The sequence below is a fragment of the Hyphomonadaceae bacterium ML37 genome (assembly GCA_027627685.1).
In the GTDB taxonomy this organism is placed as follows: domain Bacteria; phylum Pseudomonadota; class Alphaproteobacteria; order Caulobacterales; family Maricaulaceae; genus Oceanicaulis.
The window spans coordinates 2393802-2413331 of the sequence record CP091241.1; the positions used below are offsets into that span (position 1 = coordinate 2393802).

Below are 19530 nucleotides of genomic sequence, written 5' to 3' on the forward strand. Positions count from 1 at the left end.
AGGAATGTTCCAAATGTTTCGAGCCCTTGCCCTCGCGTTCGCCGCCAGCCTGCTCACCGCCGCCTGTTCGGAAATGTTTGACGACAACGGCGCCGCCCCGTCGACGGACGGTGAGCCCGCTTCAACGGAACCTGCCTCGGACGATCCGATCGACGCCGCCGCCGCTGAGCCCGCGCCTGTGGACTTCGACTCTGACGGACGCGCCACCCCCGGCGAGGCCGGCGGACCGATCACCGACGAATACCTGGCCCTGCTGCCGCTGCGCGGCTACGGCCATGAGCCCAACTGGCACGTGCTTGTCGAGCGGGACTCCACGACCATCTACCGCCAGACCGAGGCGCTCATCAGTTTCCCGACCCGCCAGCCTGACGTCGTGCCAGCCCGCTTCCGGTTCGAAGACCCGGACAGCGAAAGCCATGTCGTCTTCCGCCGCGACATCTGCCGGGACATCGCCACCGGCATGCCGCACCCCTTCACGGTGATTGCGCGCCCGCGCCCGGATACGTTCGAAGGCTGCGGCGGCGATCCTGAGACCCTGTTCGCCGACGCCAACTGGACGCTCGCCATGCTCGGCGGCGACGCGCTGGACAGTGATCGCGAGCTGTCGATCCGCTTTGAAGACGGCCGCGTGTCGGGCTCCGGCGGCTGCAACCGCTTCATGGGCGGCTACACGCTGACGGGCGAGGCGCTGACCCTCTCCGAGCTGGCGTCGACCCAGATGGCCTGCCCGGATGAGGCGATGAACCAGGAAACGCGTCTGCTGGAACAATTGTCCCAGGTGACGATGTTCGACCTCACCGATGAGGGCGCGCTGGTGCTGCGCACCGCTGGCGGCGACACCATCACCGCCTACCGGACCGAATAGGTCACCAGGCGCCCATCTCGATCAGTTGCGAGCGCAGGGCGTCCGGCAACTCCTCCCCGCCGGTCTGGACAGACAGATCGGCGGGGGCGTCTTCAGCCTTGAGATAGCGCCAGCCCTGAAACGGACGGCGCGGCGCAGGCGCGGTGCGCACAATCTCGCGATCAAGCCAGATCGTGCAGCGCTTGATACCGGTTTCGTCGGTGAATTCGTCCAGCTCCACGATGCGCTGGCGCACCTGGATCAGCCGCTTGATCACCCAGTAGAGCGACCCGCCCTCCGCCAGCTCCGCCGCGCGCTTGGGCGTCATGCGGGTGGTGTGGGGCATGAGCTGCCCGCGCGGAGCGATCTGATCTCGCCACGCCTCGAGATCCTCGATGGAGTCGGCGCCGACGCAGAGTTTGACCAGATGAAGCGGCATGGCCCAGACCTAGTCTGAGTCAGCCGCCCCGCCAAGACTGGCCGGTCAGGCCGCCGCAGCGTGACGGTCGCGGAATCCGGCCTCGCTGGCGAGATCGACGTCGAACGTCTCCTCGCTCTTGGGCATGGGTTTGCGCCCGCCCGCCAGCTTGTCCCAAACCTTCCAGGCTTTGGAGAAGGCGAGCTTCGCCACCGCCTGCACACCGTGCGGGCTGGAGGAGCGCGGGTTCAGGCCCATCCGGCGCAGGGCGCCATTGGCGTGCAGCACAGCGTTTTTCATCATGGACTGGCGCGTCACCACCTCGCAGGTGACCGACACATTCAGCCCTTCCAGATTCTCCACCCGGTGAGGCGCATGCAGCGGCCAGCTGACAAAGCTGCCCGGCGTCAGATCGATCATCGCCGCGTCCGCGTCCCAGGCCCGGTCGAACGGAATGTCCTCGGTCTGGGTCTTGTGCAGGATCTGCTCCATGGACTGGTCGCTCAGCCAGGGCGCACGGGGCGGATAGATGCGGAAGCGCTTCTTGCCCTTCACGTGCAGCAGCAAGGTTTCAGACACATCAGCATGGTAGAAGACCTGGGCCTTGGGCGAGGAAATCAGAATGCCGCCATAGGCGCTGATCGGCCGGTAGTCGGGGTTGAGGCGCTTGAGCTGGGCGAACAGGGCGTCAAAGATCGGCTTGTAGACCGGGTCCTGGTTCATCGCCTCGCGCAGATTGATCCACAGCTTGCCCTCGCGCACCGCCTCGATCAGCTGCATGCCGGACATGTTGCACGCCGAGCCGGCGCGCCAGCTTTCGCGGTCCGCCGGGTCGTCGCCCATGGTGCAGATATCGGTGAGCTCGCGCGGATGGCGCTCCAGCAGCGCCGCCAGCGCCAGATCGGTAAACTCCGGCGCCATGTGAAGGCGGTGGCGCGCGGTCATCACGCCGTTGCGGAACTCCGCGCGCTTGTCCTCATTCCAGTCGATCAGCACAGGCTCGGTCATGTCGATCCCCGTCGCATAGCGGTACGCGCCAAGGCGCGCTCGCAGCGGATCACGCAGGGTTCGTGCCAGTGCGCGGAAGCGTGCTCAGGACGGGGCTTGTTCCTCGGGCATTTCCCTCTCGAAATAGCCAAAGATCGTGCGCCACAAATGGATTTGCAGCGGCGGCGGGCGCACGCCATGGCGCTCGCCGGGATAGGTCATCATGTCAAACCGCTCGCCGCGCGCCTGCAGCGCCGCGAACAGGCGGGTCGACTGATCGAACGTGACATTGTCGTCGGCCATGCCGTGAATGATCAGGGTCGGCGTCTCATATCCGTCCAGATGCGCGAACGCCGACCCGGCCTCATACCCGTCCACGTTTTCATCCGGCATGCCCATATAGCGCTCGGTATAGTGGGTGTCATACAGCGCCCAGTCGGTCACAGGCGCGCCCGCGACGGCGGCTGCAAAGCGCCCCGGCGCCTGCAGCGTGGTCATCAGCGTCATGTATCCGCCATAGGACCAGCCCCACAGACCGATCCGGTCCGGGTCCACGAAATCCAGCCCCTGCAGGTAATCCAGCCCCGCCAGCTGGTCTTGCGCCTCGACAATCCCCATGCGCCGGTGCAGCGCCGCCTCAAACGCGTGGCCGCGATTGGAGCTGCCACGATTGTCCAGCTTGAACAGGATATAGCCGTGCGCCGGGAAGAGCTGGTCGCGCGGATTGACCCAGCCGCGGCTCACCGTCTGCACCAGCGGCCCGCCATAGACCTGGACGATCACCGGGCAACGCGCGCTGGCGGTGCAGTGGTCCGGACGCAGCATGGACCAGTGCAGCTCGGTCTGACCGTCAGCGGCGGTCAGCGTGCCGAACTCCGGCGAGAGATGGGCGTCCACAAATTCGTGGTAGGGGTGGTCCTCATCCAGCGCATTCTCCTCGATCCAGGCGATGCGCGACCCGTCTATTGAGTAGAGCCCGGTCTGGGGCGGCGTATCGGGATCGGAATATGTGCCGATATAGGCCGTCCCGCCCTCGCCCAGCGACGCGCTCCAGCGCCCCGCCCCGCTGGTGATCTGAACGGGCGTTCCGCCCTCGAACGCCACGGCATAGAGTTGGCGCTCCAGCGGCGTCTCCGTCCAGCCTTCAAAATATACCGTTGCGCCATCGGCCGAGAGGCCGGTGATGCGGTCTACGACCCACTCGCCTTCGCTCAGCGCCCGCACCCCGCCGTCCGCGTCCACGTGGTATATATGGCGGAAGCCCGACCGCTCCGACGTCCACAGAAACCCTCCGCCCTCCAGCGGCGTCAGGTCGTTGGAGAGGTTGATCCAGGTGTCCGCTTCCTCGCGCAGCACCAGATCGCTGGCGCCCGTCGCCGGATCGGCGCCCAGCACGTCCAGCTGCGTCTGGGCGCGGTTCTGGCGTTGGACATAGAGACGGTCGCCCGCCTCGTTCCAGTTCACCCGCGCCAGATAGATGTCGGTCTCTTCGCCCAGATCGATCTGCACGCGGTTCCCGCTGGCGATATCGATGACCCACAGCTCGATCAGGGCATTGGGCGTGCCAGCACGCGGATAGCGCTGGTCGGCGACATTCACGCCCTCGGCCGTGATCCCGAACCGCGGCACGATATCCACCGGCGTCTCGTCGATGCGGGTAACCGCCACGCGTGATCCGTCCGGTGACCACCAGTATCCGGTATAGCGGCGCATTTCCTCCTGGGCGACGAACTCGGCCACGCCCCAGCTCACCGGGCCGTCGCCCTCTTCGGTCATAGCGCGCGCCTCACCCGTCTCCAGATCATGGATCCAGAGATTCTGGTCGCGAATGAAAGAGACATTGCGACCGTCCGGGCTGACACGGGCACCGGTCTCGAACTCGGGCGTCTCGGTCAGGCGCCGGGCTTCGCCGCTCTCCACGTCGACATAGAACAGATCGCCATCCAGCGGGACCAGGATGGCGCGCCCTTCGGCGTCCCAGTCATAGGCCACCACGCCGGTCTGGCTGATCCGCGCGCGCTCTCGGTACTGGATCTCGGCTTCGGACAGTTCGCCCTCTTCGGGGACCAGCGCGCGCGCATCCACCAGCCTGTAAGTCCGCCCGTCGGCCACATCCATGGCCCACAAGTCCAGCACCGTGCGGTCATCCTCGCGCGCCCGCTGGAAGGTGATGCGCGCCCCGTCGGGCGAAAAGCGCAGGCCTTGCGGCGACGGACCGGTGAGGTTCGGCGATCCGAACACCCGCTCAATGGTCAGCGCCTCTCCCCGCTCGCGCGCCGGGTCGCGGTCCAGCCGCAGGTCCGGCGCTGACCTGTCTGCGCCCGGCCCGCCATCCGGCCCAAGGCTGGGCGCGGGCGCGCCGCAGGCGGCCAGAACAGCGGCGGAAACAAGGGCGGTGACCAGCACAGAACGCATGGGGCAGGCTCCAGGCAGCTTCATGGATCGGGCAAGGCGGCAGACTAACGCTAATCGCGCCAGCAGGACAGAAAAAGGCCGGGCGCACATCGCACGCCCGGCCCTGATCGTCAGTCGTCCAGCCCCAGCAATTCGGGCAGGGGCAGTTCGGCGGGCGGCGGTTCGCCGCCCTCGCCCTGCAGATAGTGCTGCATCCACTGCATCACCCGCAGCGCATAGTCATACTGCGCCGCCGCCCGGGCATTGCCGTGGCCCTCGCCAGGATAGGTCACCAGACGCACCGGCGCCTCGCCGGCCATCTGCAGGAAGCGGTAGAGGATGAAGGACTGGGTCGTATCCACACGCGTGTCGGCTTCGCCATGCAGGATCAGCGTGGGCGTGCGCGAGCCCTGCGCATGGCGGATCGGGCTCTTGTCCACGTACAGATCGAAATTCTCCCACGGGCATTCCATGAAATGGACGTCGATCATTTCAACGGGAATCTCGGTGGTGCCGAAGAATGAAACCAGATCGGTCAGCGCCACGAACGGCGCGGCGGCGGCGAAGTGTTCCGTGGCGATAGTGGCGCCCCAGGCCGAAGCGAATCCCCCATAGGAGCCGCCCGTGATGCCGACGCGGTCGGGATCAACAAGGCCTTCCTCCGCCAGCGGCGCAATGGCGTCGACAATGTCCCAGAACTCGTCGCCCGGCGGGTCGAGATGGTCGAGCTTCATGAAGCGCTCGCCCCGGCCCGTGGAGCCGCGATAATTCGGGAACAGGATGGCAAATCCCTCGCCCGTGGCGACATGGCCGAAGCGCGAATAATTATTCAGCCAGCCATCGCTGTCATGGGCTTCCGGCCCGCCATGGACCGTCATGATCAGCGGCCAGCCGCCCCGCGGCGGACGCCCGCGCGGCGTGATCAGCACGCCTTCCACCCGTTCGCCATCGCGCGCCGTCCACTCGAATACGCGCTGGTCGCCCCAGGCGATATCGGCCAGTTGCGGGTTGAGATCGGTCCAGCGGGCGAAGGCGGCGCCAGAGCGCGCCACGAACACCTCACGCGGATGGGTCGGCGCATCCACCACGGCGGCGATGGCGCCGGTCTCGCGATGCAAATCGATGGCGCGCAGGATGCCGCCCTCGAACGGCGTGCGATCCTGCTCATCACCGTCCACGCCATACTGGACCAGCGCGCTGGTCACGCCGGTATGGGCCAGCGTCAGCACGGTCCGCTCATCCTGCCAGGCAAAGCCATACAGATGCTGTTCGGCGTCGCGCGCGATGATCTCCATCGCGCCGGAGCTGACATCGGCGATATGCAGCGTGCCCGCCGTAGGGTCCGCCCGGTCCACGCCGGCCAGAAAGGCCAGACGCGCATTATCGGGCGAGAAGGCCGCAGGCCCCAGCTTGCTCAGGGTCTGCGCAGACGAGATGACCGCGCCGGTGCGCGCGTTCACCACATGCCAGCGCCGACTCATCAGATTGTCATCCACCAGCGCCGTGGGCGCCAGATCGACCGCCAGCAGCGACCCGTCCGGGCTCAGCACCACTTGCGTGGCGTGGCCGGGCAGATCGAACTTTGTGGCGTCGGCGTCCGGGTCGCTCAGGTCCGCGCGCCAGACATGGGAGAAGATCTGCTGCTCCTCGAACACATTGGCCCGAAAACCCCGCTCGCTCAGGCGCGCCCGCATCGGATCGGGCCGGTCCTGGGCCACGAAGAACAGCGTATTGCCGTCCGGCGCGATGGCATAGCTGCGGATCGCCTGGCTGTGCGAATAGATGCGCTGGGCCTCGCCCCCCGCAACATCGATGCGGTAAAGCGCCGTGGCGCTGTCGCCGGCGCGATTGGCCAGGAAGGTCACCCCCTGCCCGTCCGGCGTCCAGGCGATGGCGCTGACCCGCCCCTCGCCCGCCACATAGGCGCGGCTCTGGTTTGCGCCGGTGGCGATGTGCAGCTCCACATGGGGCACGCCGTCCGCGTCGCCGCCCGGCGCATTGCGCGGCACGGTGACGGTGTAGGCCACTGACTGGCCGTCGGGAGAGATCGCGGCGCCGCCCGCCTGGCGGATCTCGAACAGGTCTTCGATGGTCAGGGGCGACTGGGCGCTGGCGCCCGCTGTCAATACCGCCGCCGCGAGCAGCGCCAAAGCGCTGCGCAGGATCGGGAGGGTCATGGGGTCAGTCCTTCCGCAAATTCGGTTATGGCCGCGAACCTAGCGTGACTTGCGACGGCCCGTCGAGCCCGGCGCCTGTCCGCAGCGATCACAGGCCCGTCAGCGTCTCAGCCCGATGGCATGCGCACCCGTACACGCACCCGGGCGGAGCGGCCCGCCGCGTCCACCGCCGTCAGCTCGTAAAAGCCAGGGCCGTCCGGCGTCCAGACCGGCGATCCGCCTGCGTCCCGCTCCACCGGCGCGCCATCGGCATACCAGGCAAGCCCCCGATCGCCACGCCCGGACAGAACGAAACCCCGCCCCGGCTCATCGGCCCAGATTTCCGAGCGGTCAGGCGGGAAGAGAATTTCCGGCGGCGCATCCGCGCGCGCAAACCGGTCCAGCGCAGAGGGGGCTGCGGCGCCTGGCTCATGGCGCGCGCGGGCGCGCGCCGCAAAACCCGGATCGATGCGCGCCACCGAGTCGAACAGGTCAAACAGCACCGGCAGCGCCGCCGCGCGTCCTGTCACGCCGGGGCGCGGCACGCCGTCCGGGCGTCCGGTCCACACCACGATCACATAGCCGCCCGCCACCCCCGCCGCCCAGGCATCGCGATAGCCGTAGGACGTGCCGGTCTTGTAGGCGATGGCGGGCGCTCCGCTGGACAGCCGCGCCGGCATGCGTCCCGGCGGGGCGGGCGAGCCTTCCAGTATGGTCAGGACCTGGCGCGCGCTGGAGGCCGAGACGAGGCGCACAGGCGTCGGCCCGGGCTGGTCCAGCGCGTCCTGCGTCCAGACCAGCGGCCGGGCGCGGCCCTCATCGCCCAGCGCGGCGTAGACCAGCGCCAGATTGCGCGCGCTCAGGCCCAGCCCGCCCAGCCCCACAGCCAGACCCGCCGCGCCGCTATGGGCGCCGGGAACATCGGGCGCGCCGCCCGCCTGCGCCAGCGAGGCGGTGAAACGCGCCGGACCCACCCGGTCGAGCAGGCGCACCGCCGGCACGTTGAGCGAATGCTGCAGCGCGTCGGCCACCGTCACCTCGCCTCGGAAGCTGCGGTCGAAATTTTCAGGCTGGTAGCTGGCGAACCGCGCCGGCAGATCGGCGATGCGCGTCGATGGCGCGGCGGCGCCGTCATCAAACGCCAGGGCGTAGATCAAAGGCTTCAAAGCCGAACCCGGTGACCGGCGCCGGTTGGTCAAGTCCATCCAGCCGCCCGCCCGGTCGCGCCCCGCCGACCCGACCGCGGCGCGCACGGCGCGGGTCTCGATCTCCACGATCAGGGCCGAGGCCTGCACATCCGGTCCCGCCGCCTGAGCCAGCGCCGCCATCAGGCGCTCGGCCTCGCCCTGCAGGCGCGAATCCAGCGTCGAGCGCACTTCTGCGGCGCCGCCCGCGCCGGCGCGCACCGTCTCGGCGGCGTGCCAGGCGCGGGCTGGGAAGGCCTGACGGCCCTCGGGCAGCGCCTCATCCGCCGCGTCCAGTGCCCGCGTCTCGCTGATCAGTTCCAGCCGCGCCATGCGCTGAAGCAGCCGCGCGCGCGCCGCCCGCGCCGCCTCGGGCCGCCGGTCCGGTCTGCGCGCTTCAGGGGCTTGAGGCAGGGCGATCAGAAGTGCGATCTGGTCCGGGGTGAGCTGGTCGGGCTCGCGGTCAAACCAGGCCCAGCTCGCCGCGCGCACACCCTGGAGATTGCCGCCATAGGGCGCCAGCGTCAGGTAGAGTTCGAGGATCTCGTCCTTGCTCAGCCGGGTCTCCAGCTGCCAGGCGCGCAGCATCTCCACGAGCTTGGCCCCGATGGTGCGGTTCGGGCGCGGCTCCAGCAGCCGGGCGGTCTGCATGGTAATGGTCGACCCGCCAGACCGGATGCGGCCCGATGTGAGCGCCTGACCCGTGGCGCGCACCAGCGCCAGTATGTCCACGCCGTTATGCTCGCGAAAACGCCGGTCCTCCACCGCCAGCAGCGCCTCGATGAAGGCCGGGTCGATCCGGTCGAGGTCCGCGGCCAGACGCCAGCGCCCCTCCTCCACCGGGAAGGCGCGCAAGGCGCGTCCCTCACGGTCGGCGACCACCAGGGACACGGTGCGTCCGGCTTCAATCGGCGGCGGCAGGGCCAGATCGAGGACCCGAAGCGTCACCAGCAGCGCCGCAAGACCCGACAGGGCCGCTGCAAGACTCCACAGACCCGCCGCATGTCCCCACAGCGCCGCCTTATGTCCCCGTTTTTCGGGATAGAGGCGGGGGATAGCCGCCATCGCTGTCAGGGCCGGATAGCGACGCGTGACGAGGCGCTGCGCGCCGTCACATCGGGCATGTACATGTCTTCGGCCACCACGCCGGGCATGGCGAACTCGCCCGCCGTGACCGCCCGCACCACATAGGCGAAGCGCTCGCTCCGCCCGCGCCGCGATTCAATCGCCGCCACGAACCGGTCATCACGCGCCTCGGCGATCTGGGGATAGCTGAGCTCGCCCAGGAAGGCGTAAGGCCCGTTCGGCGCCCCGTCCTCGGCGGTCAGAACCCCTTCGATTTCAAAGCCTGCGGGCAGAAGATCAGCAATGACATAGCTCGCCATCGCCTGCCGCTCGGGGATCAAAGTCAGGCTGACAACCAGCCGGTCACCCTGGACCACGGAGGCCAGATCTACCGCCTCGCCGCGCGTGTTCAGGATCGTCTTGTCGACCTGCAACAGGGACGCCGACGCCGGCGGCGCCTCCGCCGGCGCGCCCCGCGCCAGCGTCGTCACAAACACAGGCTGATCGCCGGTATTGGTGAAGGCGCCCGCCTCAGCCAGCGTGTCAGCGTCAAACCGCACCGCCGCCGGATTGTCCGCCGCGCCGTCATAACTGACTGAAACCACGTCGCTATCGCCCGCCAGCGCATGCGCGGCCAGGATCAGGAAGACCTTCTCCTGGGTGGTCAGGCGGGACGGTTCGGGCAGGTCGCGCGCCAGCCCGGCCGCCAGCCGTTCGACGATATCGGTCTCGCCCGCTTCCGCCGCCAGCGCCAGCACCGCCGCCGTGTCACGGCGCACAGACTGGTACCAGTCGCCCTCATTGCGATAGCCCAGCGCCTCGACCGCCGCCTCAAACGCGCTGGCCGCCCGCGCCCGGTCGCCCATGGCCGCAAGGCCTGCGCCGATATGGGCGCGCGCCAGCGGGCTCTCGATCTGGCGGATGCGTTCGTCATGCATGTAGCGCAGGCGCGAGCGGTCCGCCTGACCGTTGCGCGCCAGCACATACAAGGCATAGGCCACGCTGCGGTCTTCCAGCCGCTGGCGCGTGTCCCGCGTCCAGCGGGCCTCAGGAACGCTGGTATTATAGCCAGAGGCGCGCCACAGCTCGCCCCGGGCGATGGGCTGCAACTGGTTCAATGCCCGCTCCAGCGCCGCGCGCGGCACGGGATAGCCCTGTTGCTCCGCCCGGCTCAGGAAATCGGTGGCGTATGCGCCGAGCCAGGGCGAGGCCTGACCATCGCCCACCCGCCACAGGCCAAACGCCCCGTCGCCGCTTTGGCGCGACAGAATCTGCTCGATGGTCCGGCGCACATCCGCCGCCGCCCCGCCGCGTGCATCTTCTTCCGCCAGATCCGCCAGCTGACGGGCATAGAGCAGCGGCATGGCCCGGCTCAGGCTCTGCTCGGTGCAGGCATAGGGGTAGGCCGCCAGATCGCGATAGAGCGGCGCGATGTCAATCGGGAACGCCGAGGCCGTGACCAGCAAGGAGCCTGTCCCGTCTACATATCCGGCCAGCGAAGCGGCCGGCGGCGTCCAGCTTTCGCCCGGGCGCAAGGTGCGCCGCTCGATGCGGGTTTCCGGCAGCCAGGCCGAGCGCACCTCGATGGGATAGCTGCGCTCAGTTCTGAAGTTCTGCGGCCCCGTCACGGCCAGAACCAGCTCGCCGATCCCTGCCGCATCGGCGGTCAGGCGCACACGGCGATCCTCGCGCTGTCCCGGCTCAAGATTGACCTCAGCCGCCTCCGACGGCCCCGAAAGCGGACCGGTGGCATTGACCTGCGCCGTGAAGGCGCCGGCAGGCAGATCAATGTTATCAACGGTCACCGTGGCCTCGGCTGTATCGCCGGGCGCCATGAAGCGCGGCAGGATCAGCTCGGCCGGAGCATCCTCACGCACCGTTACCGGACGCGAGGCGGAGCCGAGGCCGCCTTCAGACCAAGCGACCGCCATCAGGCGCAATTCACCATTAAACTCAGGCACATCCAGCGAAATCGACGCACGGCCCGCCCGGTCCAGTTGAACCGGGCCAGAGAACAGCGCCACCGTGCGCGTCGGCACCACGGACAGGCCCGCCGCCCCGATCTGGTCACCGCCCGAACGCACCGGCGCGGCCGCGCCCTGATTGGGGTCGAGCACGCGTCCATAATCGTCCAGGAGGTCCACGCCCAGCTGGGTCTGGCCGAAGAACCAGTCTGCAGGATTGGGCGAGCGGAAATTAGTCAGGAGCAATATCCCCTCATCCACCGCCGCCAATGTCACCCAGGCCCGCTCGCCACGCGGGCCATTCTCGGCGCTCACGTTAACCACAAGCGGCTGCTCGGGAATTGCGCGTTCCGGCGCATCCAGCGTCAGATCGAAAGTCCGCCCGTCCACGTTCACAGGCACCCAGGCCACGCCGACCGCGCGGCGCGGGCGGGGCTGATCCACGGCGTCGCGCGGGGTATAGACGCTGACCATCACATAGGCGCCGGCGCCCCAGTCTGCGGTCACCGGCAGGGTAATCTCCGCGCCTTCCTCGCTCACTTCGATCTGGCGCGAGGTGAGAATTCTGTCATTGGCGACAACGATTTCGGCGAGACCCGCATAGGGCGCACGCACGGTGATGACGGCATTGGACCCCGCCTCCGGCGCCGTGTCCGGACCGGCCACGCGCACCGTGTCGGGGGCTTCTTCGCCCTCCTGGGCGCGGCCGCCATAACCCACCCAGAACCCGGTAGAAGCGATGTCGCGATCCCCGTCCGAGACGATCAGCACATAGTCGCCCCAGGGCAGAGCGCCGGTGGCGATGGCCGCAGGCTCCGTCCCGTTCAGGCGCGTCTGGCCGCTCTCGATCGGCACGACACGTTCCGACCGGCGCCAGCGCCACTCGCCGCCATCGGTGCGGTACCAGTCGTAATTGTAATCCCGGCGCACCAGGCGCCATTGCATGTCCGCCGCCACAGCGGCGCCGTCGGCGTCCACAGCGATCAGGGAGAAGCGCGCCGGCGCATTGCGCTCGGCGGCGCCATCGAAATCAGAGCGAAGCCCGGCATAGCGCGCCTGGGGCCGGTAGGGGATGCGCACATCATCGGCGACCGCGCGCCCGCCCGGCTCCTGCACCCGGATCACTGCGCGCAGGCGCAGCGGCAGGGATGAGTCCTCGCCGAGTCCGTCGGCAGACACCGGCACGCGGGCTTCGCCCCGCCCGTCCGCAACGGTGCGCGGCAGGTCCTCAAGACTCTCGGAGAATTGCTCGTCATGCCGGCCAAAGCGATAGCCCGTCCAGTCCGTAAAGGGATTGGGGTCGGGCTCGACCCGCGCCGAGCCTTCAACCACCAGGCCGGCGCCCGGCGCGCCGTAGAGGAAGCGTACGCGCGCATCGACCATGCGGGTTTCGCCCGCCCGCATGGGGGTCTCGGAATCGGCGCTCAATGTGAGCTCAACGCGTTGCGGGACGAAGTCTTCCACCGCGAACCGGGTCGAGCCGGCTTCACCGGCGCCGTCCAGTTCCAGCGCCAGACGCCACTGGCCCCGCGCCGCGCTGCGCGGCAGTTCAAATCCATGGGACAGGCCCCCGGCATTCGGAGCATTCTCGAACCGGTGGCGGGTCAGTTCCAGCCCGTTGGGCTGGTACACAATCAGCGATCCGGCCCGTCCGGTCAGGGCTTGTCCGGCCAGGTCGCGGAGCAAGGCGCTGGCCTGCACCGTCTCGCCCGGCCGGTAGACTCCCCGATCAAGATAAAGAAACGCGTCGCCATGATCCGGCCGGTCACGCCCGGCCACCGGCTGGCTGGAAAGGTCCACCGGATTGCGCGACAAGTCCAGCAGCGCAAAATCGCCGTCCGGGCCATAGGCTGCCAGCAGGCGTGGCGTATTGCCGTCGGTTCCGTTCATCAAAGCCGCGCTGAACCGCGCCTTGCCGTCCGCTCCCGTCGTCTGACTGGCCAGCACCTCGTTGGAGCGGGCGACCAGACGCACCTCGGCGCCCTCAGCCGGGCGGGCGGTCTGGAGCGAGCGCACGGTCACGTCCATGCCGTCGCCGCTGCGCCAGGCCGTAAAGGCCAGATCCGTAACGATAATCCAGCGGCGCGCGCGGGCGTGATTGCTGCTGTTTTCGTCACGCTCGATGGCGTCGGCGTCGTCCACCTCGAGGTAATAAGCGCCCGGCTGCAGCTGGCCGATAGCCTCGGCAATGGGGAACACCGTGATCACGGACGCATTGGCGTCGCCGGGCGTATCCATTTCGCCGCGCCAGACCTCCACGCCGGCTTCGCCGGGCTCTTCCTCGCCATAGGCCCAGTTCCACTCGCCGCTCGCCGCGTCGTATCCGGACGTAATCTGACGGAAGGCCAGCGCGCGGTCGGTGACGCGGCGCACGATGACGCGCACACGCGGCACGTTGACGGTCTGGATGGCCAGGCCGTCCGCATCAATGCGCGGCAGGACGACGCCCGAACCCGCAAACCCGATAAAGGCCGGACGGTCATCAAAGGTCAGCACGGTCTGTTCGTCGGCAGCCAGGCTGGCGCCATCGGCGGACGGCAGGCCCTGGCGCAGCGTCACCGTGCGGGTCTGGCCGAACTGAAGCCCGCCCAGGCACAGGCGCTGGCCGTTCACGGCGAGCGAGACAGGCTCGTCGATCTCGATATAGGCGGAGTAATCCACCTGCGGGTCCAGCGGCGCCGAAAAGGTCAGGCACAGTTCCGGCGACGCGGACTCGGAATTGATCGCATAGCGCAAATATTCGAACTGGTCGGAAGCGGGATCAGGCGCGCGCGGGGCGTCGGCGGCGCGCGGGGTCACCTGGGGGCCTTGAGCTGACGGCGCGTCCGGTTCGCCAGCCGGGTCACAGGCGGCGAGCGCCGCGCCCATAACAAGCAAAACCCCGAAGCGTAGCCAATTGCGCGCGATCATCCCGGCGTCCCCTCACATTTCCAGTGCCTTAACCAATTCTCGCAGGTTTGGCGGCGGAGTCGAGGGGCGTGAGCCTATCGCGCGGGACCTGAGCCGGCCAGAAACGCAAGCGCCGCGTCCGGCCCAAGCGAGGCCAGCGTCTGCTCCAGCCAGGCCGCCGCCGGCCCCGCCCCCTCGCGCAAGCGCTTGGCCAGCGTCAGGGCTGGCGCGCGTGCTGCCGTCCCCGGATCGGGCGGCGGCGCAATCAGCCGGCCCTCGTCAAGGCTGTGCGCTCCCGCCTGCGCCCATTGAGTGAGGCGCAGAGCCTCCATGCCGACAGCAAAGCGCAAGCCCCCTGCCCGCGCCGGCGCCGCGATGATGGCGCCGGACTGCACCCGCCGCGCGGGCGGCGGCAGGAGCGGCAGCACTGTGCGGCGTAGCGCCGGGCCTGCAGGGCCCGTCAGCGCGCCATCAAGCACAGCCCTAAGGCCCGCGCCGTCATCGCCCGGCGGGGCGTAGCGCACCGCCTCGACGAGCTGAACGCCGCCGCCGAGATCATGGCGCTGGATCAGGTCGATCCCGCCCGCCTGCGCCGCAGGCGCGCAGAGCTCGAAGCGCGGCGGGTTATCCGCCCCTTCAATGCGCGCCGACAGCACAATCTGGGTCCAGTCCCTTGCGCCGACGGCGTGGTCCGGCCCGGCGCGCGTATCTACCACCTGACTTGTCCGGATGGCGCCCAGGCTGCAATCGACCACCGCGCCGCGCGCCGCCGCCGAGACGCCGCCAATGCGCACGCCCGTCTCAAGCCGCGCCAGCACCGAGGCCGACAGCGCCTCCACGGCAGCCGCCTGCACATCCGCCGCAGGAACCGTCCAGAGAGCGCCGGCGCGCAGGCGCGCCTGACGTCCAGCCAAGATGACATCGCGCGTCTGGTGCGTGGCGAAACGCACCAGCGGATGGCCGGATGCGGCGGGGAAAATCCACAGGCGCGCATCAGGCCTTAGAGTGCGTGGCTCCAGAACGGTGACTGACAGATTACGCCCCGGCCCGGTCAGCGCCCGCGCCAGAGCCAGGCCCGCCATGCCGGCGCCGAGAATGACCACGTCGACGTCTGTTTTCATGATGGGAATGAGCCGCTTGAAGACCCAACTCGTCAAGGCGGTAAGGTGCTGGCCAGACGATCCTGGAGCCGATAATCTGTCCGGACAAATTTATCAGAAGGAGCGCCTTCATGATCCTCGCCGCCATCTTCGCCGCTGCCCAACCTGCCCCTGTCAGCCTCGACCAGATCGTCGTGTATGACCGCGCGGCCTGGTCCAGAGACGTCACTGAATGCGACCGGCTCGCCGCCCATCCCGATGATCCCGAACGCGTCATTGACGGCGTTCCTCAGGGCGATGTGGACCTGGAAGCGGCGCGCCTGACCTGCGAGGCGGCGGTGGCGGAGGACCCGGACAATCCCCGGCTCAATTACCAGCTGGCGCGGGTGAATGGGTATGCCGGCCGCCACGAGGAGAGCCAGGCCTATCGAGACGCCGCCCTGCGCGCCGGCTACCCCCAATCGCTGTTCGTGGTGGGTTATATCCGCCTGACCGGATGGGACGGGCGCGGCCAGGACCCGTGCTATGGCGGCGAACTGATCCGCCGCTCGGCTGAGGCCGGGCGTTTCGCCGGTCTGGTGGGATTTCCGCATTACGCGCTCACAGGCGCGTTTGAAGCCTGCCCGCCAGACCAGCCGGTCATCGACCGCGCGCAGATGCTCGGTTTCCTCGACCGCGCCGACGCTGACGCCAGTGGCTTCTATCAGGAAGCATTGGTCATCCAGCTGCGCGCCCGGCTCGCCGAGTGATCACTCGGCGGCCACTTGCAGAGCTTCGCGCTGGGGGCTCCAGCTTTTGTGGCGCAAGGCCCGGCCCAGGGTCTGGCGCCCGGCGGCCTCGGTGAAGCGCACGCCGTCCCAGACCTCCACGCCGCTGACGAGCACGCAGCGCACCACGCCGTCGGAGCGGTTGACCATCTGCTCGTGGCCATAATCCTCGCGCCAGATGAAGCGGGAGCGGGCTTCGGAATCGTAGGCGCGCAAGGCCTCGGGGTCGATCACGACGAGATCGGCCCGGTCGCCGATATCCATGGTTCCGGCGTCCACGCCGATGAACTCAGCTGGCTCGCGCGTCATGCGCCGCACCTGGCTCGCCACGCGCTCCATGCCCTCGCTCTGAGCGATCTGGAGGCCGCGCAGATTGCCGTCATAGAAGGCCATATTGGTGATGTGGGCGCCCGAATCGTTGAAACCGGGCAGGATCTGGGGGTGGTTCAGCAGCGCGCGCACGATCTCCGGATCGCGATTGGCCGAGACCGTCCACCAGCGCAGGGACAGATCATACGTCCGCAAGAGGTGGAGCATGAAGCCCGGCTCTTCCGCGGCCCCGTCGGGCATCGCCTCGAACGCCGCGCGCTCGTCCGGCGTGCGTGCCATCGCGGGGTCCGTCCGCCAGGCCTGGAACCGGCCCAAGACCTGGGCGAAGGTCTCTCCGGTCCAGATGTCCGGCCCGCCCGAATAGAAGACCATCTCGTTGAAATCGCGGTCGAAGGACAGGGTTTCCGCCTTCATGAGGCGCTTCAGGCGATTGAGCCCGAACCCGGTCTTCCCGGTCATCCACATCTTCGAAAAGCGCGCCTGGAAGGCCGGATCGTCCAGCAGGGCGCGCCGGCCCTCCACGTCTTCGAGATCGAGCTCATTCAGCTCGCGCAGGGCCGGGATTTCCTCGGCCAGCGGATTGATCGGCCCGTCCCAGAACAGCTTGAAGGGCGCAGCCAGCGCTTGAAACCGGAAATGGCCGCCCATGAGCGGCGAGTTGAACACCCGCGTCAGCAGAAGCGCGAGACGGCGCAGGGACTTGTTGGAGGCCACATCCATCGCCGCCACCGCCGTCACCTTCAAAGGTCTGCCGTGCAGGCGTCCGGAAGTGAGCGAGAAATTACGCAGCACCGCCAGCGGACTGTCCTTGGGCGGGGTGGCCTGCCAGAGCCGGTCGTGGCGGCGCAGGACGCCTGTGAGGCGTTTGAGCTCGCGGTACTGGCCGAACTGGGAGGGTATCTTTACCCGCCGGTTGGGATCTTCAGACAGGAAGTGGAAAGGCAGCGCGTCGGTGGAGAAGCCGGGATAGCCCTGCGTCATCGCCTGATCGAGAATGCCCTCCATCTGCTTGAGATCATTGTCCGTCGCGGTGCGGCTGACCGCGCCCTTGAGCCCCATCACCTCGATGCGCAGCATGGAGTGAGGGATCATCGGAATAACATTGCAGCCTAGCGGCAGGTCATCGAGATGGGCGTAATAGCCCGCCGGGCTGGTCCAGGTCGCCTTGTCGGCCACTTTGCGCAGCACCGGCTTGGGCATGTTTTCCACACGGGCAAAGCAGTCCACCAGCGGGTCGTCGCCATTGCGGCGCTGATTGCCGAAGGCCAGTCCCAGCGAGCAATTGCTCATCAGAACGGTGGTGGTGCCGTGGCGCACGGCCTCTTTCAGGGCCGGGTCAAACTCCACCTCCAGATCGAGATGGGTGTGGATGTCCAGAAGGCCGGGCGTCACCCAAAGCCCTTCGGCATCAATGACCTGGTCGGCGCGCGAGCGGTCCAGGCCGGGACCGCGCGCGGCCACGCGGCCCGCCTTTATGGCGACGTCCTCCAGCACAGGGACGCCCCCGGTCCCGTCAATGACCAAGCCGCCTGCGATGATGCAGTCATAGCGCTCGCTCATGGCGCATCCTCCCGTCTTGGCCCTTGTGCTCAGGCCTTTTCTATACCCGACTGGAAATCCAGGAAGGCGTCAAGCACCTCGCCGGGCGCTTCCAGCTGGGGGTAATGGCCGACGTGAGGAATGAGCACCGTGTCGGGATTTGGCACAAGTGACTGATAATGCTCGACCATATGGGCGCCGGACACAGGATCCAGCGCGCCGTCAATCACCCGCATGGGCACCGGTGAATGGACCAGCGCGCCCACCCAGCGATCCCGCGTCGCGCGCCGTTCGGTGATATAACCCAACAGCTTGTGCCCGATACGCGGCATGCCCCCGCCCATCATCGCCAGTGACCAGAAGGCGTCGAGCGTTTCAGGTGAAGGCCGCGTGTCCGGGCCAAACACCTCGCAAAGCCCTGTTTCAAAACGCTTTCTGGTCATCATGCGGCTGAGCATCGGCCCCAGCGGCGAATGCAGCAGGCGCTGGGTCAGGGTGGCGCGATGCTGCTCGGGAAACAGGCCGCCATTGAGGAAGCAGACCGACTGAATCTCCAGCCCCGCCAGGCCTTTGGCGCGCCGGTCAATCATGCGCGCCAGCAATTCCTGGGCGACGGTGTCGCCATAGTCGTGAGCCAGGATGTGGCAGGCGCTGACCCCCAGCCGGTCAAACCAGGTCTCGTGCAGATCCGCCTGGTCCTGGATGGAGTAGGCGTAGTTGACCGGCTTGGCCGAAAAACCGAACCCGATCATATCGATAGCCGCCACGCGGTAGCGCTCGCACAGGGCGTCCCACTGGTGCGACCAGTCCCAGCTGGCCGTCGGGAAGCCATGTATGAGGATCAGGACCGGGCGGGTCCCGTCGCTCCAGTCGCCGCCCGTGCGCTGGAAAATCTCATGGCCGCGATAGCCGAACATCGACCCGCCAGCGCGCCAGTCATTGAGGGATAGGGGCGGGGACATCGTGGCGTCTCTCCTTGCCGGCAGGCGACGAACAGACCGAATTATGGGACGAAAACGCCCGCGAGGGGGACATGAATCCGCCGTGAGGGGACATCGGTGCCGTTCCGGCGTCCCTAGCGCACATAGCTCGCGCCATTGACGTCGAAAGTGGCGCCCGTCGCCGACGCGCAGGCGCCCGACAGGAGGAAGGCGGTCAGCGCCCCGATCTCGTCCGGCGCCGCCATCCGGCCGAGCGGCACGTCGCCTTCGGCCCTCGCCCGGGCCGTCGCGTCCTGGGGCGCCATGTCGGTGTCGATCCAGCCCGGGGCGATGGCGTAGGCCAGCAGACCCTGCCCCGCATGAGCGCGCGCCAGCGTCTTGATCAGGGCGATCAGCCCGGCCTTCGACGCCGCGTAGGAGGCATGGTCCGCATCATCGCCGCGATGGGCCGCGCGCGAGGCGATGGCCACCAGCGACCCGCCCGAACCGGCGAGCCAGGCCCGGGCGGCCAGGCGCGCCAGATCCGCGCACGATGTCAGATTGACCTGCAGCGTGCGCGCCCAGTTGGCGCGCCAATCCGCCTCGTCCGAGGCGATCCCGGCGGCTTCAAAGATTCCGTGATTGAGCACCAGCGCGTCCGGCGCCCGCCCGCCGGTGCGGACCGCCTCGTCCCAGACAGCGCGGGCGGCGTCAGGTTCAGCGAGATCGCCGGCGATCAGGCCGGCGCAGCGCGGCCCCAAAGCCTTTGCGACGCCCCAAGCCGCGGCCTGGTTGCGCGCGTAGTGCACCAGCACGTCTCCGCCCGCGTCCGCGCAGGCCTGCGCGATGGCCGCGCCCGCGCCGCGCGAGGCGCCGGTGACAAGGACGAGGCGGTTTTCAAGGCGGGTCATGGCGCGGCTCTCTCAGGCTTCCGACGGTCGCGCAGTTGAGCCCGATGCGCTGCGGGCTGCAA

Annotated in this window: 12 protein-coding genes; 2 read left to right on the forward strand and 10 right to left on the reverse strand. The window is 68.4% G+C overall.

The features are described 5' to 3' along the window. The first annotated feature begins 13 nt into the window (after window positions 1-13). Complete coding sequence (locus L2D01_11830; protein ID WBQ09579.1) at window positions 14-865, forward strand: META domain-containing protein; 852 nt, start codon at window positions 14-16, stop codon at window positions 863-865. A 1-nt stretch (window position 866) separates the two neighbouring features. Here L2D01_11830 and L2D01_11835 read toward each other — a convergent pair whose 3' ends face one another. The 7 genes from L2D01_11835 to L2D01_11865 form a co-directional block, all read right to left on the reverse strand. Continuing rightward, window positions 867-1283 (reverse strand): DUF1489 domain-containing protein, encoded by a 417-nt coding sequence (locus tag L2D01_11835; GenBank protein ID WBQ09580.1) that lies wholly within the window; start codon window positions 1281-1283, stop codon window positions 867-869. A 45-nt stretch (window positions 1284-1328) separates the two neighbouring features. After that, the gene (locus tag L2D01_11840) at window positions 1329-2270 is read right to left on the reverse strand and encodes a cupin-like domain-containing protein (protein ID WBQ09581.1); all 942 of its coding nucleotides are present in this window, start codon (window positions 2268-2270) and stop codon (window positions 1329-1331) included. Window positions 2271-2354: 84 nt separating this feature from the next. Continuing rightward, window positions 2355-4664: a S9 family peptidase gene (locus tag L2D01_11845; protein WBQ09582.1), complete on the reverse strand. Its 2310-nt coding sequence runs from the start codon at window positions 4662-4664 to the stop codon at window positions 2355-2357. A 110-nt stretch (window positions 4665-4774) separates the two neighbouring features. Beyond that, window positions 4775-6820, reverse strand: a complete 2046-nt coding sequence (locus L2D01_11850; GenBank protein ID WBQ09583.1) for a S9 family peptidase — start codon at window positions 6818-6820, stop codon at window positions 4775-4777. Between the two features lie 107 nt (window positions 6821-6927). Further along, entirely contained in the window at window positions 6928-8931 is a 2004-nt protein-coding gene (pbpC, locus tag L2D01_11855) for a penicillin-binding protein 1C (protein ID WBQ09584.1), read from the reverse strand. A 122-nt stretch (window positions 8932-9053) separates the two neighbouring features. Next, a complete protein-coding gene (locus tag L2D01_11860; GenBank protein WBQ09585.1) occupies window positions 9054-13922 on the reverse strand; it encodes an alpha-2-macroglobulin family protein in 4869 nt (1622 codons plus the stop codon). A gap of 74 nt (window positions 13923-13996) precedes the next feature. Next, a complete protein-coding gene (locus L2D01_11865; GenBank protein ID WBQ09586.1) occupies window positions 13997-15022 on the reverse strand; it encodes a lycopene cyclase family protein in 1026 nt (341 codons plus the stop codon). 110 nt (window positions 15023-15132) lie between these two features. Here L2D01_11865 and L2D01_11870 point away from each other — a divergent pair, with 110 nt between their 5' ends. Then, on the forward strand, window positions 15133-15750 hold the full coding sequence (locus L2D01_11870) for a hypothetical protein (protein ID WBQ09587.1): 618 nt from the start codon (window positions 15133-15135) through the stop codon (window positions 15748-15750). Here L2D01_11870 and L2D01_11875 read toward each other — a convergent pair whose 3' ends face one another. The 3 genes from L2D01_11875 to L2D01_11885 all read right to left on the reverse strand — a co-directional run bounded on the left by L2D01_11875 (window position 15751) and on the right by L2D01_11885 (window position 19468). Beyond that, window positions 15751-17658: an amidohydrolase family protein gene (locus L2D01_11875; GenBank protein WBQ09588.1), complete on the reverse strand. Its 1908-nt coding sequence runs from the start codon at window positions 17656-17658 to the stop codon at window positions 15751-15753. 29 nt (window positions 17659-17687) lie between these two features. Continuing rightward, on the reverse strand, window positions 17688-18599 hold the full coding sequence (locus L2D01_11880) for an alpha/beta hydrolase (protein ID WBQ09589.1): 912 nt from the start codon (window positions 18597-18599) through the stop codon (window positions 17688-17690). Between the two features lie 113 nt (window positions 18600-18712). Then, entirely contained in the window at window positions 18713-19468 is a 756-nt protein-coding gene (locus L2D01_11885) for an SDR family oxidoreductase (GenBank protein WBQ09590.1), read from the reverse strand. Between the last annotated feature and the right edge of the window lie 62 nt (window positions 19469-19530).

Coding starts and splice junctions, on each gene's coding strand:
- L2D01_11880 (WBQ09589.1), bottom strand. CDS start 18,599: ATGTCCCCGCCCCTATCCCTCAATGACTGGCGCGCTGGCGGGTCGATG.
- L2D01_11850 (WBQ09583.1), bottom strand. CDS start 6,820: ATGACCCTCCCGATCCTGCGCAGCGCTTTGGCGCTGCTCGCGGCGGCG.
- L2D01_11865 (WBQ09586.1), bottom strand. CDS start 15,022: ATGAAAACAGACGTCGACGTGGTCATTCTCGGCGCCGGCATGGCGGGC.
- L2D01_11845 (WBQ09582.1), bottom strand. CDS start 4,664: ATGCGTTCTGTGCTGGTCACCGCCCTTGTTTCCGCCGCTGTTCTGGCC.
- L2D01_11875 (WBQ09588.1), bottom strand. CDS start 17,658: ATGAGCGAGCGCTATGACTGCATCATCGCAGGCGGCTTGGTCATTGAC.
- L2D01_11840 (WBQ09581.1), bottom strand. CDS start 2,270: ATGACCGAGCCTGTGCTGATCGACTGGAATGAGGACAAGCGCGCGGAG.
- L2D01_11885 (WBQ09590.1), bottom strand. CDS start 19,468: ATGACCCGCCTTGAAAACCGCCTCGTCCTTGTCACCGGCGCCTCGCGC.
- L2D01_11830 (WBQ09579.1), top strand. CDS start 14: ATGTTTCGAGCCCTTGCCCTCGCGTTCGCCGCCAGCCTGCTCACCGCC.
- L2D01_11835 (WBQ09580.1), bottom strand. CDS start 1,283: ATGCCGCTTCATCTGGTCAAACTCTGCGTCGGCGCCGACTCCATCGAG.
- L2D01_11870 (WBQ09587.1), top strand. CDS start 15,133: ATGATCCTCGCCGCCATCTTCGCCGCTGCCCAACCTGCCCCTGTCAGC.
- L2D01_11860 (WBQ09585.1), bottom strand. CDS start 13,922: ATGATCGCGCGCAATTGGCTACGCTTCGGGGTTTTGCTTGTTATGGGC.